20 protein-coding genes are annotated in these 17,901 nt (G+C 73.1%); 11 read left to right on the top strand and 9 right to left on the bottom strand.

Translation table 11 applies throughout. From position 1 onward, the window contains the following. Positions 1-24: 24 nt before the first annotated feature. Genes E1266_RS06515 through fahA form a run of 3 tightly spaced genes read left to right on the top strand, consistent with a single transcriptional unit; the run spans position 25 to position 3,229 of the window. The gene (locus E1266_RS06515; RefSeq protein ID WP_132044781.1) at positions 25-1,233 is read left to right on the top strand and encodes a cupin domain-containing protein; all 1,209 of its coding nucleotides are present in this window, start codon (positions 25-27) and stop codon (positions 1,231-1,233) included. Then, positions 1,230-2,072, top strand: a complete 843-nt coding sequence (locus tag E1266_RS06510; protein ID WP_132044779.1) for a hypothetical protein — start codon at positions 1,230-1,232, stop codon at positions 2,070-2,072. The genes E1266_RS06515 and E1266_RS06510 overlap by 4 nt, the downstream gene beginning before the upstream one ends. After that, on the top strand, positions 2,069-3,229 hold the full coding sequence (fahA, locus tag E1266_RS06505; RefSeq protein WP_132044777.1) for a fumarylacetoacetase: 1,161 nt from the start codon (positions 2,069-2,071) through the stop codon (positions 3,227-3,229). The genes E1266_RS06510 and fahA overlap by 4 nt, the downstream gene beginning before the upstream one ends. A 15-nt stretch (positions 3,230-3,244) precedes the next feature. On the opposite strand, the gene E1266_RS40010 is transcribed toward fahA, so the two are convergent. Together E1266_RS40010 and E1266_RS06495 are read right to left on the bottom strand one after the other, a co-directional pair. After that, entirely contained in the window at positions 3,245-3,670 is a 426-nt protein-coding gene (locus E1266_RS40010; protein ID WP_132044775.1) for a sigma factor-like helix-turn-helix DNA-binding protein, read from the bottom strand. Between the two features lie 76 nt (positions 3,671-3,746). Then, complete coding sequence (locus E1266_RS06495; RefSeq protein ID WP_132044773.1) at positions 3,747-4,784, bottom strand: LacI family DNA-binding transcriptional regulator; 1,038 nt, start codon at positions 4,782-4,784, stop codon at positions 3,747-3,749. 33 nt (positions 4,785-4,817) lie between these two features. Between E1266_RS06495 and E1266_RS06490 the strand changes: the two genes are divergently transcribed. Together E1266_RS06490 and E1266_RS06485 are read left to right on the top strand one after the other, a co-directional pair. Next, the gene (locus tag E1266_RS06490; RefSeq protein WP_132044771.1) at positions 4,818-6,551 is read left to right on the top strand and encodes an MFS transporter; all 1,734 of its coding nucleotides are present in this window, start codon (positions 4,818-4,820) and stop codon (positions 6,549-6,551) included. A gap of 34 nt (positions 6,552-6,585) precedes the next feature. Next, the gene (locus E1266_RS06485; protein ID WP_132044769.1) at positions 6,586-7,503 is read left to right on the top strand and encodes an alpha/beta hydrolase fold domain-containing protein; all 918 of its coding nucleotides are present in this window, start codon (positions 6,586-6,588) and stop codon (positions 7,501-7,503) included. A gap of 86 nt (positions 7,504-7,589) precedes the next feature. On the opposite strand, the gene E1266_RS06480 is transcribed toward E1266_RS06485, so the two are convergent. From E1266_RS06480 to E1266_RS06470, 3 genes are all read right to left on the bottom strand, one after another. Further along, positions 7,590-7,979 (bottom strand): RidA family protein, encoded by a 390-nt coding sequence (locus tag E1266_RS06480; RefSeq protein ID WP_132044767.1) that lies wholly within the window; start codon positions 7,977-7,979, stop codon positions 7,590-7,592. Between the two features lie 11 nt (positions 7,980-7,990). Continuing rightward, positions 7,991-8,434, bottom strand: a complete 444-nt coding sequence (locus E1266_RS06475) for a carboxymuconolactone decarboxylase family protein (RefSeq protein WP_132044765.1) — start codon at positions 8,432-8,434, stop codon at positions 7,991-7,993. Positions 8,435-8,513: 79 nt separating this feature from the next. Continuing rightward, positions 8,514-8,993, bottom strand: a complete 480-nt coding sequence (locus E1266_RS06470) for an Rrf2 family transcriptional regulator (protein WP_132044763.1) — start codon at positions 8,991-8,993, stop codon at positions 8,514-8,516. A 102-nt stretch (positions 8,994-9,095) separates the two neighbouring features. Here E1266_RS06470 and E1266_RS06465 point away from each other — a divergent pair, with 102 nt between their 5' ends. The 3 genes from E1266_RS06465 (at position 9,096) to E1266_RS06455 (ending at position 11,178) form a co-directional block, all read left to right on the top strand. Beyond that, a complete protein-coding gene (locus E1266_RS06465) occupies positions 9,096-9,629 on the top strand; it encodes a GNAT family N-acetyltransferase (RefSeq protein ID WP_132044761.1) in 534 nt (177 codons plus the stop codon). A 176-nt stretch (positions 9,630-9,805) separates the two neighbouring features. Further along, positions 9,806-10,306, top strand: a complete 501-nt coding sequence (locus E1266_RS06460) for a helix-turn-helix domain-containing protein (RefSeq protein WP_132044759.1) — start codon at positions 9,806-9,808, stop codon at positions 10,304-10,306. Positions 10,307-10,323: 17 nt separating this feature from the next. Further along, positions 10,324-11,178 (top strand): M23 family metallopeptidase, encoded by an 855-nt coding sequence (locus tag E1266_RS06455; RefSeq protein ID WP_132044757.1) that lies wholly within the window; start codon positions 10,324-10,326, stop codon positions 11,176-11,178. A 25-nt stretch (positions 11,179-11,203) separates the two neighbouring features. Here E1266_RS06455 and E1266_RS06450 read toward each other — a convergent pair whose 3' ends face one another. After that, positions 11,204-11,794 carry a TIGR03086 family metal-binding protein gene (locus E1266_RS06450; RefSeq protein WP_132044755.1) on the bottom strand — a complete coding sequence of 197 codons (591 nt, stop codon included), beginning with the start codon at positions 11,792-11,794 and terminating at the stop codon, positions 11,204-11,206. A 74-nt stretch (positions 11,795-11,868) separates the two neighbouring features. Here E1266_RS06450 and E1266_RS06445 point away from each other — a divergent pair, with 74 nt between their 5' ends. Continuing rightward, entirely contained in the window at positions 11,869-12,639 is a 771-nt protein-coding gene (locus E1266_RS06445) for a DUF6597 domain-containing transcriptional factor (protein WP_132044846.1), read from the top strand. A gap of 5 nt (positions 12,640-12,644) precedes the next feature. Here the strand turns inward: E1266_RS06445 and E1266_RS06440 are convergent, their stop codons facing one another. Beyond that, entirely contained in the window at positions 12,645-13,325 is a 681-nt protein-coding gene (locus tag E1266_RS06440) for a class I SAM-dependent methyltransferase (RefSeq protein WP_132044753.1), read from the bottom strand. 361 nt (positions 13,326-13,686) lie between these two features. On the opposite strand from E1266_RS06440, the gene E1266_RS06435 reads away from it, so the two are divergent. Next, a complete protein-coding gene (locus tag E1266_RS06435; protein WP_132044751.1) occupies positions 13,687-14,826 on the top strand; it encodes a hypothetical protein in 1,140 nt (379 codons plus the stop codon). A 68-nt stretch (positions 14,827-14,894) separates the two neighbouring features. On the opposite strand, the gene E1266_RS06430 is transcribed toward E1266_RS06435, so the two are convergent. Then, entirely contained in the window at positions 14,895-15,095 is a 201-nt protein-coding gene (locus tag E1266_RS06430; RefSeq protein ID WP_132044749.1) for a DUF6243 family protein, read from the bottom strand. A gap of 243 nt (positions 15,096-15,338) precedes the next feature. Here E1266_RS06430 and E1266_RS06425 point away from each other — a divergent pair, with 243 nt between their 5' ends. Continuing rightward, positions 15,339-16,409, top strand: coding sequence for a quinone-dependent dihydroorotate dehydrogenase (locus E1266_RS06425; protein WP_132044747.1), 1,071 nt, complete (start codon positions 15,339-15,341; stop codon positions 16,407-16,409). Between the two features lie 27 nt (positions 16,410-16,436). On the opposite strand, the gene E1266_RS06420 is transcribed toward E1266_RS06425, so the two are convergent. After that, positions 16,437-17,891 (bottom strand): methyltransferase, encoded by a 1,455-nt coding sequence (locus E1266_RS06420; RefSeq protein WP_132044745.1) that lies wholly within the window; start codon positions 17,889-17,891, stop codon positions 16,437-16,439. Positions 17,892-17,901 lie beyond the last annotated feature (10 nt).

The following is a 17,901-nucleotide window of genomic DNA, read 5'->3' as shown; positions in this document are numbered from 1 at the left end:
ATTAACCATCGGAGGCGATGGAGCATGGCCCACTACCGCCGGGTCGGCCGCGTGCCGCCGAAACGCCACACCCAGCACCGCCACAGCGAGGCCGGGCACGGCAAGCGGCGTCTGTACTTCGAGGAGCTCATGGGCGAGGAGGGCTTCTCGTCCGACTCGTCCCTGCTGTACCACCGGGAGATCCCGTCCGCGATCGTCGACTCGCAGGCTTGGGACATCCCGGACGCCTCCACGACGCCCAACCATCCGCTGAAACCGCGCCACCTCAAGCTGCACGAACTCTTCCCCAAGGAGACGTGGGCGGAGACCGACGTCGTCACCGGGCGGCGCCTCATCCTGGGCAACGGCGACGTCCGGCTGTCGTACGTCGTGTCCGCCGCCGACTCGCCGCTCTACCGCAACGCGACCGGCGACGAGATCGTCTACGTCGAGTCCGGCACCGCCACGGTCGAGACGGTCTTCGGGACGCTGTCCGCGCGGGAGGGCGACTACGTCGTCATCCCGGCGTCCACCACCCACCGGTGGCTGCCCACTGGCGACCAGCCGCTCCGCGCATACGCGATCGAGGCGAATGGCCACATCGCGCCGCCGAAGCGCTACCTGTCGCGCTACGGCCAGTTCCTTGAGCACGCCCCGTACTGCGAACGCGACCTCCACGCCCCGGACGAGCCCCTCCGGATGGACGGCGCCGACGTCGAGGTGCTGGTGAAGCACCGGGACTCGCGCGGCATCACCGGGACCCGGATGACCTACGCGCACCACCCGTTCGACGTCGTCGGCTGGGACGGCTGCCTGTACCCGTTCACGTTCAGCGTCCACGACTTCGAGCCGATCACCGGGCGCGTCCACCAGCCGCCGCCCGCCCACCAGGTGTTCGAGGGACACAACTTCGTCGTGTGCAACTTCGTCCCCCGCAAGGTCGACTACCACCCGCTGTCGATCCCGGTGCCCTACTACCACTCCAACGTGGACTCCGACGAGATCATGTTCTACTGCGGCGGCGACTACGGGGCCCGCAAGGGCTCCGGGATCGGCCCGGGCTCCGTCTCCGTCCACCCGGGCGGCTTCGCGCACGGCCCGCAGCCCGGCGCGTACGAGCGCAGCATCGGCGTCGAGTTCTTCGACGAACTCGCCGTCATGGTCGACACGTTCCGCCCGCTGGAGCTCGGTGAGGGCGGTCTGGCCTGCGAAGACCCGGACTACGCCTGGACCTGGGCGAGGGGGCGGGCATGATGGTCCCGACGTTCGCCCGCGGGCTGTGCGACGACGCGGCCGTGTTCCCGCCCGGCCTCGCGCCGCTGACCGAGGCCGTCCCGGCCCACCGCGCGCACCGCGCCGCCCCGTACGCCGGACTCGTCGGCCCCCTCGTGCTGCCGGCGAGCGCGCTGCGCGACCTCGACCGCCTCCTCGACGACCGCGACCCGCTCGACCTGTCGGTGACGGCGCCGGGCGGGCCGTGCGAGGCGGCCAAGGCGCTCGTGACGGCGGCCGACCTGCCCATCGACCTGCGCGGGCTGGAGGTCGCCGTCCCGCCCGGCATGCGCCCGGACGAGTTCTTCCGCGTGCTCGGCCGCGTCGACGTCCCCCTCTACGTCGAGGTGCCGAGGGACGAGCGCCGCCCCGCGATGATCGCCGCGATCGCCGCGCGCGGGCACCGCGCGAAGTTCCGCACCGGCGGCGTCAAGGCCAACCTGTACCCGACCCCGGAGGAGCTGGCCGCCGCGATCCAGGCGGTCGCGGGCGCCGGCGTCCCGTTCAAGGCGACCGCCGGGCTGCACCATCCCGTCCGCAACACCGACCCGGAGACCGGCTTCCACCAGCACGGCTTCCTCAACCTGCTGCTCGCGGCCGACGCCGCCCTGAACGGCAGCCCGCTCGGCGACCTCGCCGCGATCCTCGCCGACCGCGACGCCCGGTCCGTCGCGCACCGCGTGGCCCGGCTCGGCGAGTCCGGGACGGCCGCCGCCCGCGCCCTGTTCCTGTCCTTCGGAACGTGCAGCATCACCGACCCCGTCACCGAACTCACGGACCTCGGGCTGCTCGGACCCGTGCTCCAGGAGACCATCCGATGACCCGCGTAGAGATCCCCGAGGACTCCCTCTTCGGGCTCGCCAACCTCCCCTACGGCGTGTTCTCCGCCCCTGGCGCGTCACCCCGCGTGGGCGTCCGCGTCGCCGACACCGTCGTGGACCTCACGGTCGTGGACCCCGTGTTCGCGACGTCGTCCATGAACCCCTTCATGGCTCAGGGGCACGCACGGTGGGTGGAGGTCCGCGAACAGATCCTGGACCTCGTCGCAGGAGAGATACCGGACGCGGCCGTGCATCCCGTGGACTCGGTCACGATGCACATGCCGTTCGAGGTCGCCGACTACGTCGACTTCTACGCGTCCGAGCACCACGCGTCCAACCTGGGCCGCCTCTTCCGCCCGAACTCCGAGCCGCTCATGCCCAACTGGAAGCACCTCCCCGTCGGCTACCACGGCCGCGCGGGGACGGTCGTGCCGTCGGGGACCGGCATCGTCCGCCCCACCGGCCAGCGCAAGGGCGAGGACGTCCCGACCTTCGGCGAGAGCCGCCGCCTGGACATCGAGGCAGAGGTCGGCTTCGTCGTCGGCACCCCGTCTCCCCTGGGCAGCACCGTGGGCGTGGACGACTTCGACGAGCGGGTCTTCGGCGTCGTCCTGGTGAACGACTGGTCGGCCCGCGACATCCAGGCGTGGGAGTACGTGCCCCTCGGCCCGTTCCTGGGGAAGAGCTTCGCGACCTCCATCTCTCCTTGGGTCGTCCCCCTGCTGGCCCTGGAAGCCGCTCGCGTAGCCACCCCTCTGCAAGACCCCGAGCCTCTGCCATACCTCCGCGAGAAGAACCCGTGGGGTCTCGACCTCTCCATGGAGATCGCATGGAACGGGCAGGTGGTCTCCCGCCCGCCCTACCGCGAGATGTACTGGTCGCCCGCCCAGATGCTCGCGCACATGACGGTGAACGGCGCCTCGTCCCGCACCGGCGACCTGTTCGCGTCCGGCACGGTCTCCGGCCCGGACAAGGACCAGCGCGGCGCCTTCATCGAACTCACCTGGGGCGGAAAGGAGCCCGTGACCGTCAACGGCGAACCCCGCACGTTCCTGGAGGACGGCGACGAGGTGGCCATCTCCGCCACCGCCCCGGGCCCCTCCGGCACCCGCATCGGCTTCGGCGAGGTCAGCGGGCGGGTCCTCCCCGCCCGCTGACCGGGAAGCGGCGGGTCAGGAGCGGCTGCCGGGCTCGTCGACGACCTCCTGGGCCAGTTCGGCGTACCAGGACAGGACCGTGCCCGGCTCGGTCGTGAACGGCTTGCCGTTCTCCGGCCTCCACGTGTGCGCGCGGGCGACGTCTTCGCGGGTGCCGAGGTAGGCGTACGTCTCCGGGTCGAGGATGATGCTGGTCCGCTCGCCGAGTTCGTTGCGGGAGCGGACGGTGCCCACCGGGATGTCGAGCGCCGCCGCGACCTCCTCGTAGGTGAGCTCGGCCCAGGCGACCAGCAGCAGTACGTCGCGGTCGCGGCGGTGCAGCGCCGCGAGCGCCCCGGCCAGGCGGCGGTCCCCGGCCTGCGCGTCCACCCGCCGGACGACGGCCTCGGCGAGCGGTTCGGGGAGCGGGTCGAGCCCGGTGCGCTGAAGCGCCCGGTACATGCGCTCCTCCGTGTCGGTGCGTCATGGCGTCCTCCTTGGGCATCCGATGGTTGTTGCCCGAAGGGACCCCCGGAGTTCACGCGCGGGTGCTGCTCCGGCGGACGATCGACCACGGCGCGGTCCGGGAGGCCGGTTCCCGGCCGAGGACGGCGTGTGCGCAGGCCGCTCCCTGGTCGCGTAGGGACTGGGCGACCGTCGTCAGCCCAAGGTCCGCCGCCACCGCCGCGTCGTCCCAGCCGGTCACCGCCAGGTCGCCGGGGACGGCGCGGGCGGCAGCGCGGGCGGCGCGGAGGACGCCGGCCGCCTGCTGGTCGCTCATCGCGGCGATCGCGTCGGGCGGCTCGGCGGAGGCCAGCAGGGTCGCGGCGAGCCGCTCGGCTTCGGCCGCGTCATTGCGCGCGCATACCGCGACGGTCACCTCGCTCCAGGCGAAGCCGGCCCCCTCGGCCGCGCGCCGGTAGCCCACCAGCCGGTCCCGCGTGACCGGGAACGACGCCTCCGCGATGTCCGCGCCGGCGGTGATCGTGCTCGTCCGCTCGCGGGAGAGCGGAAGGCTCAGCACCGCCGGACGTGCGGCGCCGGCGAAGGCGAGGGCGCCCACCGCGGCCGCCGCCGCGCGGTTGTCGATGCTCACCAGGCCCATGCCGCGGACGGCCGGGCCGCCGTGGACCACCGCCGGACGCCGCATCGCCCGGACCGCCGCCAGGACGGGATCGTCGTCGTACGTGGTCCAGATGACGAACCCGTCGACGGCGGCGTCCCTGATCCGCGCGACGTCGTCGGCCGCGCCCGAGATCGGCAGGATCGTCACGCCGTAGCCGTGGCCGGCGCAGACATCGGCGACCCCGGCCAGGAAGGACACCGCCTCCGGGTCGTCGAACGCGTAGCTCAGGTGCTCCCCCAGGACCACGCCGAGCGTGCGGGTGCTGCCGCGGCGCAGCGACCGGGCGCTCGGGTCGGGTCCGGCGTACCCGAGGGCGGCCGCCGCGGCGAGCACCTTCGACCGGGCCTTCTCCGACACGCGGTCCGGCCGGTTGTAGGTGTAGGAGGCGGTCATGACGGACACGCCCGCCAGTTCCGCCACCTGGGCGAGGGTCACCCGCTTCGGTTCCATGGGCACCAGACTAGGTTGTGTATCGTTACACCTATGCCGTGGAGATGCGCCGGGCCGCACCGCCCACTGATCGTTTCGGCGATCGCGGCCTTCGCCGCGTTCGGCGCGTTCTGGGGCGTGTGGGGCGCCTCGATCCCGCAAGTCCAGCAGCAGGCGGGCATCGGCGACGGCCGGCTCGGCTTCGCGCTGCTGTTCGTGGGCGCGGGCGCGCTGCCCGCGATGCTGCTGGCGGGCAGGGCGCTCGACCGCTGGGGCCTGCGTGTCGCCGCGCCGGCCGTCGCCGCCCTGGGGTGCGCGGGTGCCGGAGTGGCGGTGACCGCGGTGGACCTGGCGAGCCTGTGCGCCGGGCTGGCCGCCGTCGGCGCCGCCAGCGGAGCGGCGGACGTGGCCATGAACGCGGTCGCCGGGCGGGCCGAGAAGATCGCCGGCCGGCCCGTCATCACCCCGGCCCACGGCGTCTTCTCCGCGCTGGTGGTCGTCGCCAGCCTCGGCACCGGCCTGGCGTCGGCCGCGTCGCTGCCGCTCGCGGCGCCGTTCGGGGCGGTGGCGGTGCTCTCCCTGGTCGCCGGTGTCTTCCTGCTAAGGACGCTGCCCGCCGAGGTCGTCACCGGTCGGCACGTCCCGGCGGCGAGTGCGTCGCCGTCCGGCCGGCGCGGCATCGTCCCGTTCCTGAGCATCGGAGTACTCGGCGCGCTGGCGTTCGCCAGCGAGAACGCGCACCAGAGCTGGAGCGCGGTCTTCGCACGGGACGAGCTCGGCTCGGGTGACGGGCTGAGCGCCGTCGCGCCCGCCGTGTTCGCCGGGACGGTCGCGATCACGCGGTTCTGCGTCGGCGGCGTGAAGGCCGCCCACGCGCGCGCCGTCCTCCTCATCGGCGCGTCAGCCGCCGCGGCCGGCGCGGTGCTGATAGCCGCCGCGCCCACCCTGTCGGTGGCCGCACCGGGGCTCGTGCTGGCCGCCGCCGGAACCGCGGTGCTCTTCCCGACCCTGCTCGGCATCGTCTCGCGGAACGTCGACGAGGCCCGCCGGGGCCGGGCGACCTCCGTCGTCACGACCGTCTCCTACCTCGGGTTCCTCGCCGGCCCCGGCTACGTCGGCCTGTGGGCCGAGGCCGCGGGACTGCGCGGAGCCATGGTCGCGGTCGCCGCCCTCGCGGCCGTCCTGCTCGTCCTCACCCCGCCGCTGCTGCGCCTCCCGTTCACCGGGACACCGCTGGACGGCGCCCCGCCCATGCCGGATGGTCGAGCCACCATGCCGCAGCCACCGGGTCCCGACCTCGCCGAGCGCATCGCCCGGCTGGAGGCCGTCGAGGAGATCAAGGCGCTCAAGCACCGCTACCTGCGGGCCTGCGACGCGAAGGACCCCGCGGGGTTCCGCGCGTGCTTCACCGCCTCCGGGGCGTCGATCGACTTCGACCGCCTCGGCGCCTTCGACGACGCGGACGGCATCGCCAAGGTCTTCGAGCGCATCGCCCTGCAGCAGGTCGGGGGCCGGAACGCGATCCTCGACATGCACCACGCGACGCATCCGGACATCACCGTCCACGGCGCGAAAAGCGCGTCCGGCCGCTGGACGCTGAAGTTCCGCCAGGTGAACCTGCTGGACGGCACCGAGACGGTCAGCACCGGCGAGTACGACGACGAGTACGTGGTCGAGGACGGCCGCTGGAAGATGTCCAAGTGCCACTTCCGCCGCCACTGGTCGATCACCCGCCCGATCGGCGACGACTGCCGCGTCGACCAGCCGGGGCTCACCCGAGCCGTATAGCGTCGGTGACGGCCCCCGACCCTGAGGAGCGCGCGTGCGGTTCGCGCTGGACGATCTGCTCACCGACCTGCCTGCGCAGCAACTTGATGAGGCTCGCGACTTCTACGCTTCGAGGGGGGCCCGACGCGGCCCCGACAACCCCGAGGAGCTGGCGGAGGCACGCGCGAAGAGGTCCGCGCCTCCCCCAGCCGATCCGCCCGGCATCGAAGAGGTGGCCGAAGCCGATGGAGCCCGTGTCCCGGTACGGGTCTTCACTCCCGCCGGCGGGCGCGCACGAGGCGTCTACCTGGACATCCACGGCGGCGGTTTCTACATGGGCTCCGCGGCGCAGGGAGACCTGCGCAACCGCCGGCTCGCGGACGCCCGCCGCCTCGCGGTCGTCAGCGTCGACTACCGGCTGGCCCCCGAGCATCCCTGGCCCGCCGCGCCCGACGACTGCGAGACGGCGGCGCGCTGGCTGCTGGCACAGGCCGGTGATCGTTTCGGCACGGCCCGGCTGGCGATCGGCGGGGACTCGGCGGGAGCGACACTCGCACTGGCGACCCTGCTCCGGCTGCGGGACGGCGGGGCCGTCGACGGCTTCTCAGGCGCCGTGCTCCAGTTCGGCACCTACGACCTGAGCGCGCAGACCCCGGCCGGGCGGCAGATCGCCGACGAGTACTTCATCCAGACCTACGCCGGCCACGTCGCGGACCGCACCGTCCCGGACATCTCTCCCATCTACGGCGACCTCCGCGGCCTCCCCCCGACGCTCATGGTCATCGGAAGCGCGGACATCGTCCTGGAGGACAACCTAGCGATGGCGGGACGCCTCGCCGCCGCAGGCAACCGCGTCGACCTGCGGATCTATCCGGAGGCGCCCCACGGCTTCACCGGCCACCCGACGGCGATGGCCGCAACGGCGCGCGACGGCATCGAGACCTGGCTGCTCGACCGGATCGCGCAACCGTAAGGCCCTCCATCGCGAGCGGTTCGCCGGGCGGCCGCCGCTACTGGCCGATGGGCGCCGGGCGGCGTATCGGCCAGTAGCGGCGGGGGTCAGGGGCGGGCGGCCACCGCGTCCACCTCGAACAGCATGGTCGGGTACGCCAGGGCCGCTACGCCGGAGAGGGTCTGGGTCGGCGGCTCGTCCTTCCAGATCTCGCGGATGTGGTCGGCGAGGACGGCGAGTTTGCCGGCGTCGTGCGCCACGATGTGCGTGCGCAACTGGACGACGTGCTCGAAGTCCAGCCCGGCCGACAGCAGCGCGGTGCGCAGGTTGGCGAAGGACTGCCGGACCTGGTCGGCGAAGTCCGCCGAGACGACTGCGCCGTCGCCGTCCGACGCGAACTGGCCCGCGATGAAGACGAGCTCTCCGGACACCGTCGCGACGTGGCTGTAGGTCGAGGGCCGGTAGAGACCGGCCGGGTTGGTGATGGAGTGGGGCAACGTGCTCCCTTTCAGGCGGCGGGGTTGCGGACGGTGACGCTGATGCGGTTCCAGGCGTTGATGGCGGCGATCGCCATGACGAGGCCGCCCAGGGACTTCTCGTCGTAGTGGTCGGCGGCCTCGTTCCAGACGTCGTCCGGAACGCCGGCCGGGTTGTCGCCGATCCGCGTGGCCGCCTCGGCGAGCGCCAGCGCCGCCCGCTCCTCGTCGGTGTAGAAGGGGGCCTCGCGCCAGGCCGCCACCGACCAGAGGCGCTCGTCGGTCTCGCCCTCGGCCTGGGCGTCGCGGGCGTGCATGTTGACGCAGAACGCGCAGCCGTTGATCTGGCTGACCCGCAGCTTGAGCAGGTACAGGGTGCTCTTCGGTACGCCGCTTTCCCCGAGGGACGCCTCCAGCGCCAGCAGGGCCTTGTACCCGCCCTGGGCGGCCCTCGCGACGTTCATCCGTGCCTGCATGATGACCTCCTGGATTCTGGATATTTGATGTCTAGAATTAGGGCCGACGACTCCCCCGAGGTCGTTGGACGGTGAAATGTCAGGTCCGCCGGTCGCGCAGGCCCCGCAGGATCTCACCGGGCGCGGCCGGGTGCCGGCTCTCGACGATCTCCTTCAGGTCCGCGATGGTCACCGCGGCCAGCTCCCTGCGCCAGGCGAGCTCCGCCCGGCGCATGGACTGGGAGATGATGCAGGACTTGCGGTAGTCGACGCCCTCGTGGTCCCCGGGGCTCCGACGGAGGACCTCCTCGCAGCGGAACGCGCCGTCCGGTCCCTCGATGGCGGTCACCACGTCCATCATCGTGATGTCCTCCGGGCGGCGCGCGAGCCGGAACCCGCCCCGGGGGCCGGGCGTGGAGTCCAGGATCCCGGCGCGGGCAAGGGCTTGGAGCTGCTTGTTCAGGTAGGCGGCGGGCAGCTCGTAGTACTTCGCCAGGCGGGCGGCCGTCACCGCCTCCCCCGGCTCCAGCCAGGTGAGGTTGAGGCACTCGTGGAGCGCCCACTCGACGCCCTCGCTCATCCGCACAATCTGGATACTAAACATCCAGTATTGCCGCGCGCAACCGCGTTCGGCCGCGGGTAGGTCCAGGGCGTTCCTGGTGCTGCGCTAGCTTTTGTTCCGATGGATCCCGCGAAGCCGACATTCCGTGCCGCCACGAAGGCCGACGTCCCCGCCCTGGTCACGCTCATCGAGCGGGCCTACCGGGGCGACGAGAGCCGCGCCGGGTGGACGACGGAGGCCGACCTGCTCGGCGGCCAGCGCACGGATCCCGACATGGTCGCGGCCGTGGTGGACGACGCGTCCGGCCGCCTGCTGGTCGCCGATGCGGACGGCGTCCCGGTCGCCTGCTGCCAGCTCGAGAACCGTGGCGGCCACGCCTACTTCGGCATGTTCGCCGTGGACCCCGGCGTCCAGGGCGGCGGGCTCGGCCGGCGGGTCCTCGCCGAGGCCGAGCGCGTGGCGCGCGAGGAGTGGGGCGCGGACGAGATGCGCATGACGGTGATCACCGTCCGCGCGGAGCTGATCGCCTGGTACGAGCGGCGCGGCTACGTCCGGACGGGTGAGAAGCAGCCGTTCCCGTACGGCGACGAGCGGTTCGGCCTCCCGAAGCGCGACGACCTTGAGTTCGAGCTCCTGGTGAAGAAGCTCGCCTGAGTCCGGGGCGCACTCGCGACCACGCGCAACCTCGGCGGACTCCTGCGTCCGCGTACCGGACCTGCCGGCACAGCCGCATCAGCACAGCCGCATCTAACACAGCCGCGTCCAGGGCGGAAGCGCCTTCTCCGCGTGACCGTTTGATAGATATTACGTAGTTACGTAGTATTGGAATCGTGGAGAACGAGGAGCTGGCGGAGCGGGTCGAGCGCCTGGAAGAGCGCGTGGCCCGCCTGGAAGGCGCGGAAGCACAGGCCGAGAGGCCGAAGGCGGACGGCACCTTCTGGGCGCTGGACGGCCTGAAGGACCGGGTCGACGACCCGGGCGCCGTGCTGTTCACCGGCTCGGTGACGCTGCCGTCCGGCGAGCACTGCGAATGGCAGCAGGGCCACACGGTGGAGGACCTGCTCGCCGACGACTGGTCCCAGGCGGCCGAGACGCTGTCGGCGCTCGCGCATCCGGTGCGCCTGCTGCTGCTGCGGGAGATCCTCCACGGCGCCCGGACGACCGCCGAGCTGGCCGCCCACGAAGGGCTCGGCACCACCGGGCAGCTCTACCACCACCTGCGCCAGCTGGTCGCGGCCGGCTGGCTGCGGACCCCGGCGCGCGGGCGGTACAGCGTCCCCGGTGAACGGGTGGTGCCGCTCCTCGCCGTCCTCGCGGCGACCCGCCGCTGAACCCCCAAGGAGGGAAGATGCACAGGACACTCGCCCGCTTCAGGACGCTGTTCGTCCTACTCGGCCTGGCACTGGCGTTCAGTACGCCGCTGCACGGCCGCAGCGCGCTGTCGATGGCGGGCACGGTCCTCATCGTCGGCGGCCTGCTGCTGTTCTTCGTGCCCGGCGCCGCCCCCGGAAGGGAGCCGGTCGTGGTGCGGAGCCCCGTCCGGGGACGGTGGGTGCCGGTCAACAGCCCCGCGGACAAGGTCCCCAGCCACGGCACTCACGAGCTGGGGCAGACGTACGCGATCGACCTCGTCCACGTGCCGGAGGGAACGGCGGAGTGGCAGCCGCTGCGCAAGGGGCCGCTCGCGTCGCGGCCGGAGTCGTTCCCCTCGTTCGGGCAGGAGATCACCGCGCCCGCCGACGGCGTGGTCGTCCAGGCGAGCGGATGGCAGCGCGACCACTGGAGCCGCAACTCGTGGCCCGCGTTCCTCTACCTGGTGGTCGAGGGCGTCCTCTTCCGCGCGCTGCTGTCCTACTTCACGCTGTCGGCGGGGCGGTTCGTCGCCGGCAACTCCGTGGTGCTGGACCTCGGGGACGGGGTGTACGCGTTCCTCGCCCACATGCGGCGCGGCTCGGTCCGCGTCCGGAAGGGCGACCGCGTCCGGGCCGGGGACGTGCTCGGCGAGGTCGGCAATTCCGGCAACTCGTCGGAGCCGCACCTGCACTTCCACCTGATGGACCGGCGGCGGCCCGTGGCCGCCGCCGGTCTGCCGTTCGCGTTCCGCTACGAGAGCGGCGGCGAGGTCCGGACCGGGGTGCCCGGCGGGCGCCGGCCGTTCGTCCCGGTGACCGAGGAGAAGGTCGGCGGCGACCAGGCGGCGTGAACCGGCGCCGGGCGGCCGGTGCGGGTCAGCGGGCCGGGGGCCGCCAGCGGGGGTCGCGCCCGGAGGCGGCCACGGCCCGCTCGAAGCTCGACGCGTCCTCCGCGACGGGGGCGGGCGCGGCGAACCCTTCGTACTGGCGGTACATCTCGGCGTTCTTCTCAACGGTCTTGAGAACGAAGCGTCCGGTATCGGCCGAGACCCGGTACTCCTGGCCGGTGGCCTTCGCGACGTCCCAGCCGTGCAGGGCCATCTCCAGGACCATCATCGCGGCGGTGTCCGCCGCCGGGGTGCCGGAGATCTCCCCGCCCCACGCGGCCGGGTCCGCCCAGGCGGCGACCGCGCGGTCGATCTGGTCGGCGTAGTCCTGGGCCCAGGCGTCGTCGGCGGTGAAGTCGCGTCCGGTCAGCTCCTCCGGTAGCTCCTTGCGGAGCGCGCGGTGCTCAAGGCCGTGGGACGTGTAGAGGACGAGGTGGTTCACGAGCGCCCGGAGGTCGTACTCCCCGCATGGGGTGGGGCCCTCCAGCCCGTCCTGCGGGACGCCGCGGGCGATCCGGGCGGCCTCCGCGGCGCATTCCTTCATGTAGGCGTGTTCGTGCGTGTAGGCGTTTTCCTGCATGTCCAGCACGCTACGAGCGCCCGCGGCCGCGCTTCTTGGACAAACGCGCCAACTATCCTGGTCACGTGGCGGATATGGGACGTGGGGTGCTGTACCCGCACGTACAGGCGGGCATCGCCGAGATCGACCGGAGGCTCCCGAGCGCCGCTCTCGCGCCGTTCGTGGAGTTCTACTGGCACGTCCGGTGGCGGACGGACGAGCCCTACGACACGAAGGTGCTGTCCCACCCGAACGTGCACCTCGTCTTCGAGGAGCCCGTGCCGCTGGTCTACGGGGTCGACCGGACGCTCTTCGTCCGCCGGCTGGAGGGGCGGGGGCAGGTCCTCGGTGTGAAGTTCCTCCCCGGCGGCTTCCGCGCGTTCACGGCCGGGCCGGTCATCGACCTCGCCGACCGCCGGATCCCCGCCTCCCGCGTCTTCGGCCCGGAGGTGGAGGACGCCTGCCGCGCCGTCCTCGCCCACGAAGACGTCGACGCGATGGCGAGGCGGGCCGAGGAGTTCCTCCTGCGCGACCTCCCGGCCCCGGACCCCGTCGCCGGTGAGGTGGCCGCGATGGTCGAGGCCATCACCTCCGACCCCGCTCTGTTCCGCGTCGACCAGGCCGCCGAAAAGTTGCACGTCTCGATCCGCACTCTGCAGCGGCTTTTCGCCGAGTACGTGGGGGCGAGCCCCAAGTGGGTCCTGCGCCGGGCACGCCTCCACGAAGCCGTGTCCCGCGCCGACCAGGGCGTTCCCATCGACTGGACGTCCCTGGCCGACGACCTCGGCTACTCCGACCAGTCGCACATGACCCGCGACTTCACCGCGACGGTGGGCGTATCACCGGCCAAGTACGCCGGAACCTGAACCCCTCACGCGGAGACCAGGCGGAAGGCGATGAAGGCCGGAAGCACCTCCAGCTTGGCGTGGTCCTCCGGGTAGCGCACGGCCATCTCCGGGGTCGGACGAGGTTCCAAGAGTTCCTCTATGACGAACCCCGCCTCGCGGAAGTCGGCGCATACAGCGGTCAAGGGGCGGCGCCAGGCTCGGATGGGCCAGTCCCGGTCTGAGTGCAGTGACTCCTCCACGCGTTCCTCGGCGAAGTACGAGCCGCCCAGGCGAACCCAGTGCATGACGGGGTGTTCGGTTGACAGGACGACGGCGCCGCGCCGGGTCAGGATGCGGCGGAACTCCCGCAGGAGGCCGACCCGGTCGTCGATGTAGTGCAGCGCCAGCGCGCAGACGACGAGGTCGGCCGAGTCGTCCGGGACCCAGGTCAGCGGCTCGGCGAGGTCGTGGACGCGCAGGTCGGCGAGGCCGTCGCAGCGCGCGCGGGCGAGGTCGACGAACGTGGGGCTCACATCGCAGCCCATGACGCGCGCTCCCCGCTCTAACAGTTCGCGGGCGTAGAGCCCTGGACCGCAGGCCGCGTCGAAGACCGCGAGGTCCGCGACGTCCCCGGCCAGCGCGAGCACGGCGGGACGGTCGTAGAGGGCGTTGTAGGCGCTGTCCTCGGCATGGGCGGCGTACTCGTGGGCGAAACGCTCATACATGCCTCGATCGTCCCAGAAAGATCAACAGGACGTGTCAAGAAGCGGGGCCGATCTCGGTCAACTCCCCCGGGTCGCGGACGGCCGGGCGTGCGGCGGAGGGCGCGCGGAGGGGCGGGCAGCAAAGAAGGCGCGGAGGTATCGCGGACCCCGACCGACCCGCGAGCCCTCCGCGCCTTCGCCTGTGGGGCGGCTCCGGTGCGGACTCGGCTACTCGGCGACCGCCGCCTGTCATGTGACCGCCGGTCCCGTTGAAGAAGTACGGTAAAGCGGCCTGGCGGGGTTCAAACCCCCCGGAACCAGACGACGGCGGGGCGGGTCAAATGCGCGTGCTTCACATCGACGTTTCGCGGGGCGGGCGGCCGTGACCCGCCGTGACGGCGCCCCCGCGGACGGCCCGCTCAGCCTCCGCAAGGAGCGGCCGCCCGAACCGCGTCCGGGACCGGCGTGGCTCGTGGTCCCCGTCCGCGTGGTCGCCCTGGTCGTCCTGGTGCCGCTGCGGCTCGTCCACGACCTGGCCGTGCAGGCCGGGCGGGGCGTCCGTGCGGTCTGGAACAGGCTGATGCGGGCGCCGGGACGGCTCGCCCGCCTCATCGGCCGGATGCTGCACGCGGTCTGGCGCGGGCTGTACCGGTGGCTGCTCGCCCCGATCGGACGGCTGCTCGCGGCCATCGCCCGGGGGATCGGCGCGGTGCTCGACCTCCTCGTCGTCCGGCCCGTGCGCTGGCTCGCCGTCGTGGTGATCTACGGCTTCCTGCGGTGGCTCGGCCGCGGGACGGCCCACCTGGCCCGCTGGACATACCGCACACTGCTCGTCCCGATCGGTGCGTTCCTGGCCATGATCGGACGCGGCTTCGCCATGATCGGACGCGGTCTGGCCTGGCTCGCCGACCGGATCCTGCTGCGCCCGCTGCTCGCCCTCGGGCGCGGCCTGCACTGGCTGCTGACCTTCACCGGCCGCGCGATCGCGCTGCTCTTCACGGGCATTCTCGCGGGGCTCCGCCTGCTGGCCAACGTGCTCGTCGTCATCCCGGCCCTGTTCCTGTGGCGCTATCTGCTGCGGCCACCGCTCCTCGGCCTCCTGTGGCTGGGACGCGCGGTCCAGCACGGCCTCGCCTGGGCGGGACGCGGCCTCCTCGCCGTCCTCGGCGCACTCGCGGGCGCGGCCGCCTGGCTGGGGCGGGTCCTGCTGCTTCGTCCCGTCCAGGCGGTGTGGCGGTACGTCCTCGCCCCGATCATCGCCGGGATCGTGGCGGCGTGGCGGCTCGCGGGCCGCGTCCTGCGGTGGCTCTGGCGGACGCTCGTCGTCCTGCCCGTCCGGACGCTGGTCGTCGAGCCGGCGCGCCGGGTCGGCCGGAGCGTGCTGCGTCCGGTCGGACACGAGGTCCGCGGGGTGTGGCGGGCATCGGTCCGCGACCCGCTCCGCGCCGCCCGCCGGACGGTCCGGGAGACGAGCCGCGACATCCGCCTCCAGCTCCGCCGCACCTTCCGCGGGCAGCAGTGACCGCGCCGGCCCCCTCGCGGGAACCGGCGCGGTCCAGGTGCCGGCCGTTGTCATTCAGCGGCAGGGCCTCACTCGGAGGCGGCGTCCTGCTCCGGGGTAGCGCGACGCTGGTTGCGCTCGCGCATCTTCCTGAGCAGTTCCTTCTTCTCGGCGGCGGGATCGCCGCCGTTGCCGGCCCCCTGCGGCCCGCCCCCGCGCAGCGCGCGCCGCGACAGGTTGTTGCGCTGGCCGCCGACGCCGAGCATGCCGTTGCGGCGGTTCTTGGACATGGTGTTCTCCCGTTCGGCTGGGTGTTCGATGCCGCTGCACCCAGGTCCGGCCGTGCGGGAGCGGGAACTCAGGCCCCGATCGCGTCCCGGCCGGACCCGGCGCCGGAACGGTCGCGGTACACGCGCTTGGGAGCCGACCACCACGCGGTGGCCTCGCCGATCATCAACATGCGGCCAGGCTAGGCGGCGGCTCCGCACCCCTCAACGCATTTTCGGGCGGCCCCGGCTGAGATACTGCAGGCGATGTATCGACTCCTGTTCTCACTGGTCATCGCCCGGATCCCCGCGGAGACCGTCCACCACCTGACCCTGCGGGCGCTGCGCGCCGTCCAGGCGGTGCCCGGGGCGGTGCCGCTGCTGCGGCGGCTCCTCGCGCCCCGCGACCCCGCGCTGGCCGTGCGCGCGCTCGGGCTGGACTTCCCCAGCCCGCTCGGCCTCGCCGCCGGGTTCGACAAGGACGCCGTCGCCTACGAGGCGCTCGGCGGGTTCGGGTTCGGCCACGTCGAGATCGGCACCGTGACGGGACGCCCGCAGCCCGGCAACCCGCGCCCGCGGCTGTTCCGGCTCGTCCCCGACCGGGCGGTCATCAACCGGATGGGCTTCAACAACGCGGGCTCGCAGGCCGCCGCGGACCGGCTGCGCGACCGCGGCGCCGGGACGATCGTCGGGGTCAACATCGGCAAGACGAAGGTCGTCCCTGAGGCGTCGGCGACGGCCGACTACGTGGCGAGCACCGAGCGGCTCGCCCCCCACGCGGACTACCTCGTCGTCAACGTCAGCTCCCCCAACACCCCGGGCCTGCGCGACCTCCAGGCCGTCGAGCACCTGCGCCCGCTCCTGACGGCCGTGCGCGAGGCCGCGGACCGCTCGACGGAGCGCCGCGTCCCGCTGCTCGTCAAGATCGCCCCCGACCTGGCGGACGACGACATCGACGCGGTCGCCGACCTCGCCCTCGGCCTCGGCCTGGACGGCATCATCGCTGCCAACACCACCATCGGCCGGGACGCCCTGCTCAGCCCGCCCGTCCTGGTCAAGGAGACCGGCGGGCTGTCCGGCGCGCCGCTGAAGGAGCGCTCGCTGGACGTCCTGCGGCGCCTGCGGTCCCGCACCGGCGGCCGGCTCACGCTGATCTCGGTCGGCGGGGTCGAGACGGCCGACGACGTGTGGGAGCGCCTCCAGGCGGGCGCCACCCTCGTCCAGGGCTACACCGGCATGATCTACGGCGGCCCCCTGTGGGCGCACCGCATCAACCGGGCACTGTCCCGCCGCGTCCGCGACAGCGCCTCGAAGTCCCTTCCCGCACCCCGTCCCTGACCGGCTCCCGCCCCGGCGGCGGAGGGGCTAGCCGAAGAAGCCGTCGGCGATCAGCCCGGGCAGGACGGCGTCCGCGTGCGCGCGGACCTCGGCCGGGTCCGTTCCGGTGAGCTGGGCGATGGCGTCGAGGAGCGGGGCGAGGGGCATGGTGCCGTCGCAGACGCCCGCGAGCGCGGCCTCGACCGTCCCGACGCCGGCCGCGCGGCGCAGCCGTCCGGTCTGGCGGAGCACGATCCGCTCGGGGTCCTCGGCACCGGGCGGGCCGATCTGCTCCTGGACGAGACCGGGGGCCGCACCCAAGGTCTGTCCACAGGCTGTGGAAAACTCCGCGCCCTTGGTGAGGCCGTCCAGGATGTCCGCCACGTAGGCTCCGACGGGCTGTTCGACGGCGTGCCGGAGCTCCTCGATCCGGACGGCCGGCCGCTCGCTGCGCCGGAGGGTGATCCAGCCGAACCCGATGCCGGTGACGCCCTCCCGCTCGAAGTGATCGAGCCACGCCCCGTACCGCGCCCGGTACTCCGGCGTCCCCGCCTCGCAGGAATCGCGCAGCCACAACTCGGCGTACTCCGCCGGATCCTGGACGTCCCGCTGGACGATCCACGCGTCGCACCCGGCCACCCAGGAGCCGACGCGCTCCTCCCACGGGACCCCGTCCACATGCAGCCAATTGGCCAGGAGCTGGCAATATCCGCCGTCGGTCAGGTGCTCGGGTGCGCCCTGGACGAGCCGCCGGCAGAAGTCGTCGCCCGGCAGCCCCGACTCCCGGTACGTGAACCGCGGGCCCCCGGACGGCGCGACCACGAACGGCGGATTGGACACGATCAGATCGAACCGGCGGTCCCGGACGGGCTCCAGCAGCGACCCCCGCAGCAGTTCGGCGCCGTCCATCCCGGAGAGCGCGAAGCTCATCGCGGCGAGCTCCAGCGCCCGCGGATTGACGTCCGTCGCGGTGACCCGGCCGGCCGGCGAGCGCCCCGCCATATGCACCGCCTGGACGCCGCATCCCGTCCCAAGATCGAGCATGTTGTCCACAGGGCTGTGGACAACCAGCCGCGCCAGATTGCCGGACGCCCCGCCCGCGCCCACCACATGATCGGCCGCCGGAACCCGCCCCGACCCCGGCCGGACCGTCAGATCTGACACGGCATATCCGGCATGCCCCGCGCCGCTCACCGCCTCCAGCGGCTCGACGCGCAACCGCGCCCGCGCCTCCCCGCCCGACACCTCGGCGAGCCCGGCGGCCACGAGTTCGTCCACCCCGCCGACCGCCGCCGCCTCCACGGGCACCTGCAACCAGAACAGCCGCGTCAGCACCTCCAGCGGCGAGCCGCCCCCGGTCGCCCGCAGCGCCGGCACGATCTCGTCCCGCGCCAGCGCGCCGCCCGCGACGGGACCGAGCAGCTCCCGCACCCCCGCAACCGTGTAATCCGCCCCCGACAGGACGTCCCGAACCCGAAGCAGAGCCTCCCGAAGACCACCCACGCCCCCATCC

Origin of the sequence: Actinomadura sp. 7K534 (assembly GCF_004348575.1) — a bacterium.
Lineage (GTDB): Bacteria > Actinomycetota > Actinomycetes > Streptosporangiales > Streptosporangiaceae > Spirillospora > Spirillospora livida.
This window is presented reverse-complemented; position numbering and strand designations above follow the sequence as displayed.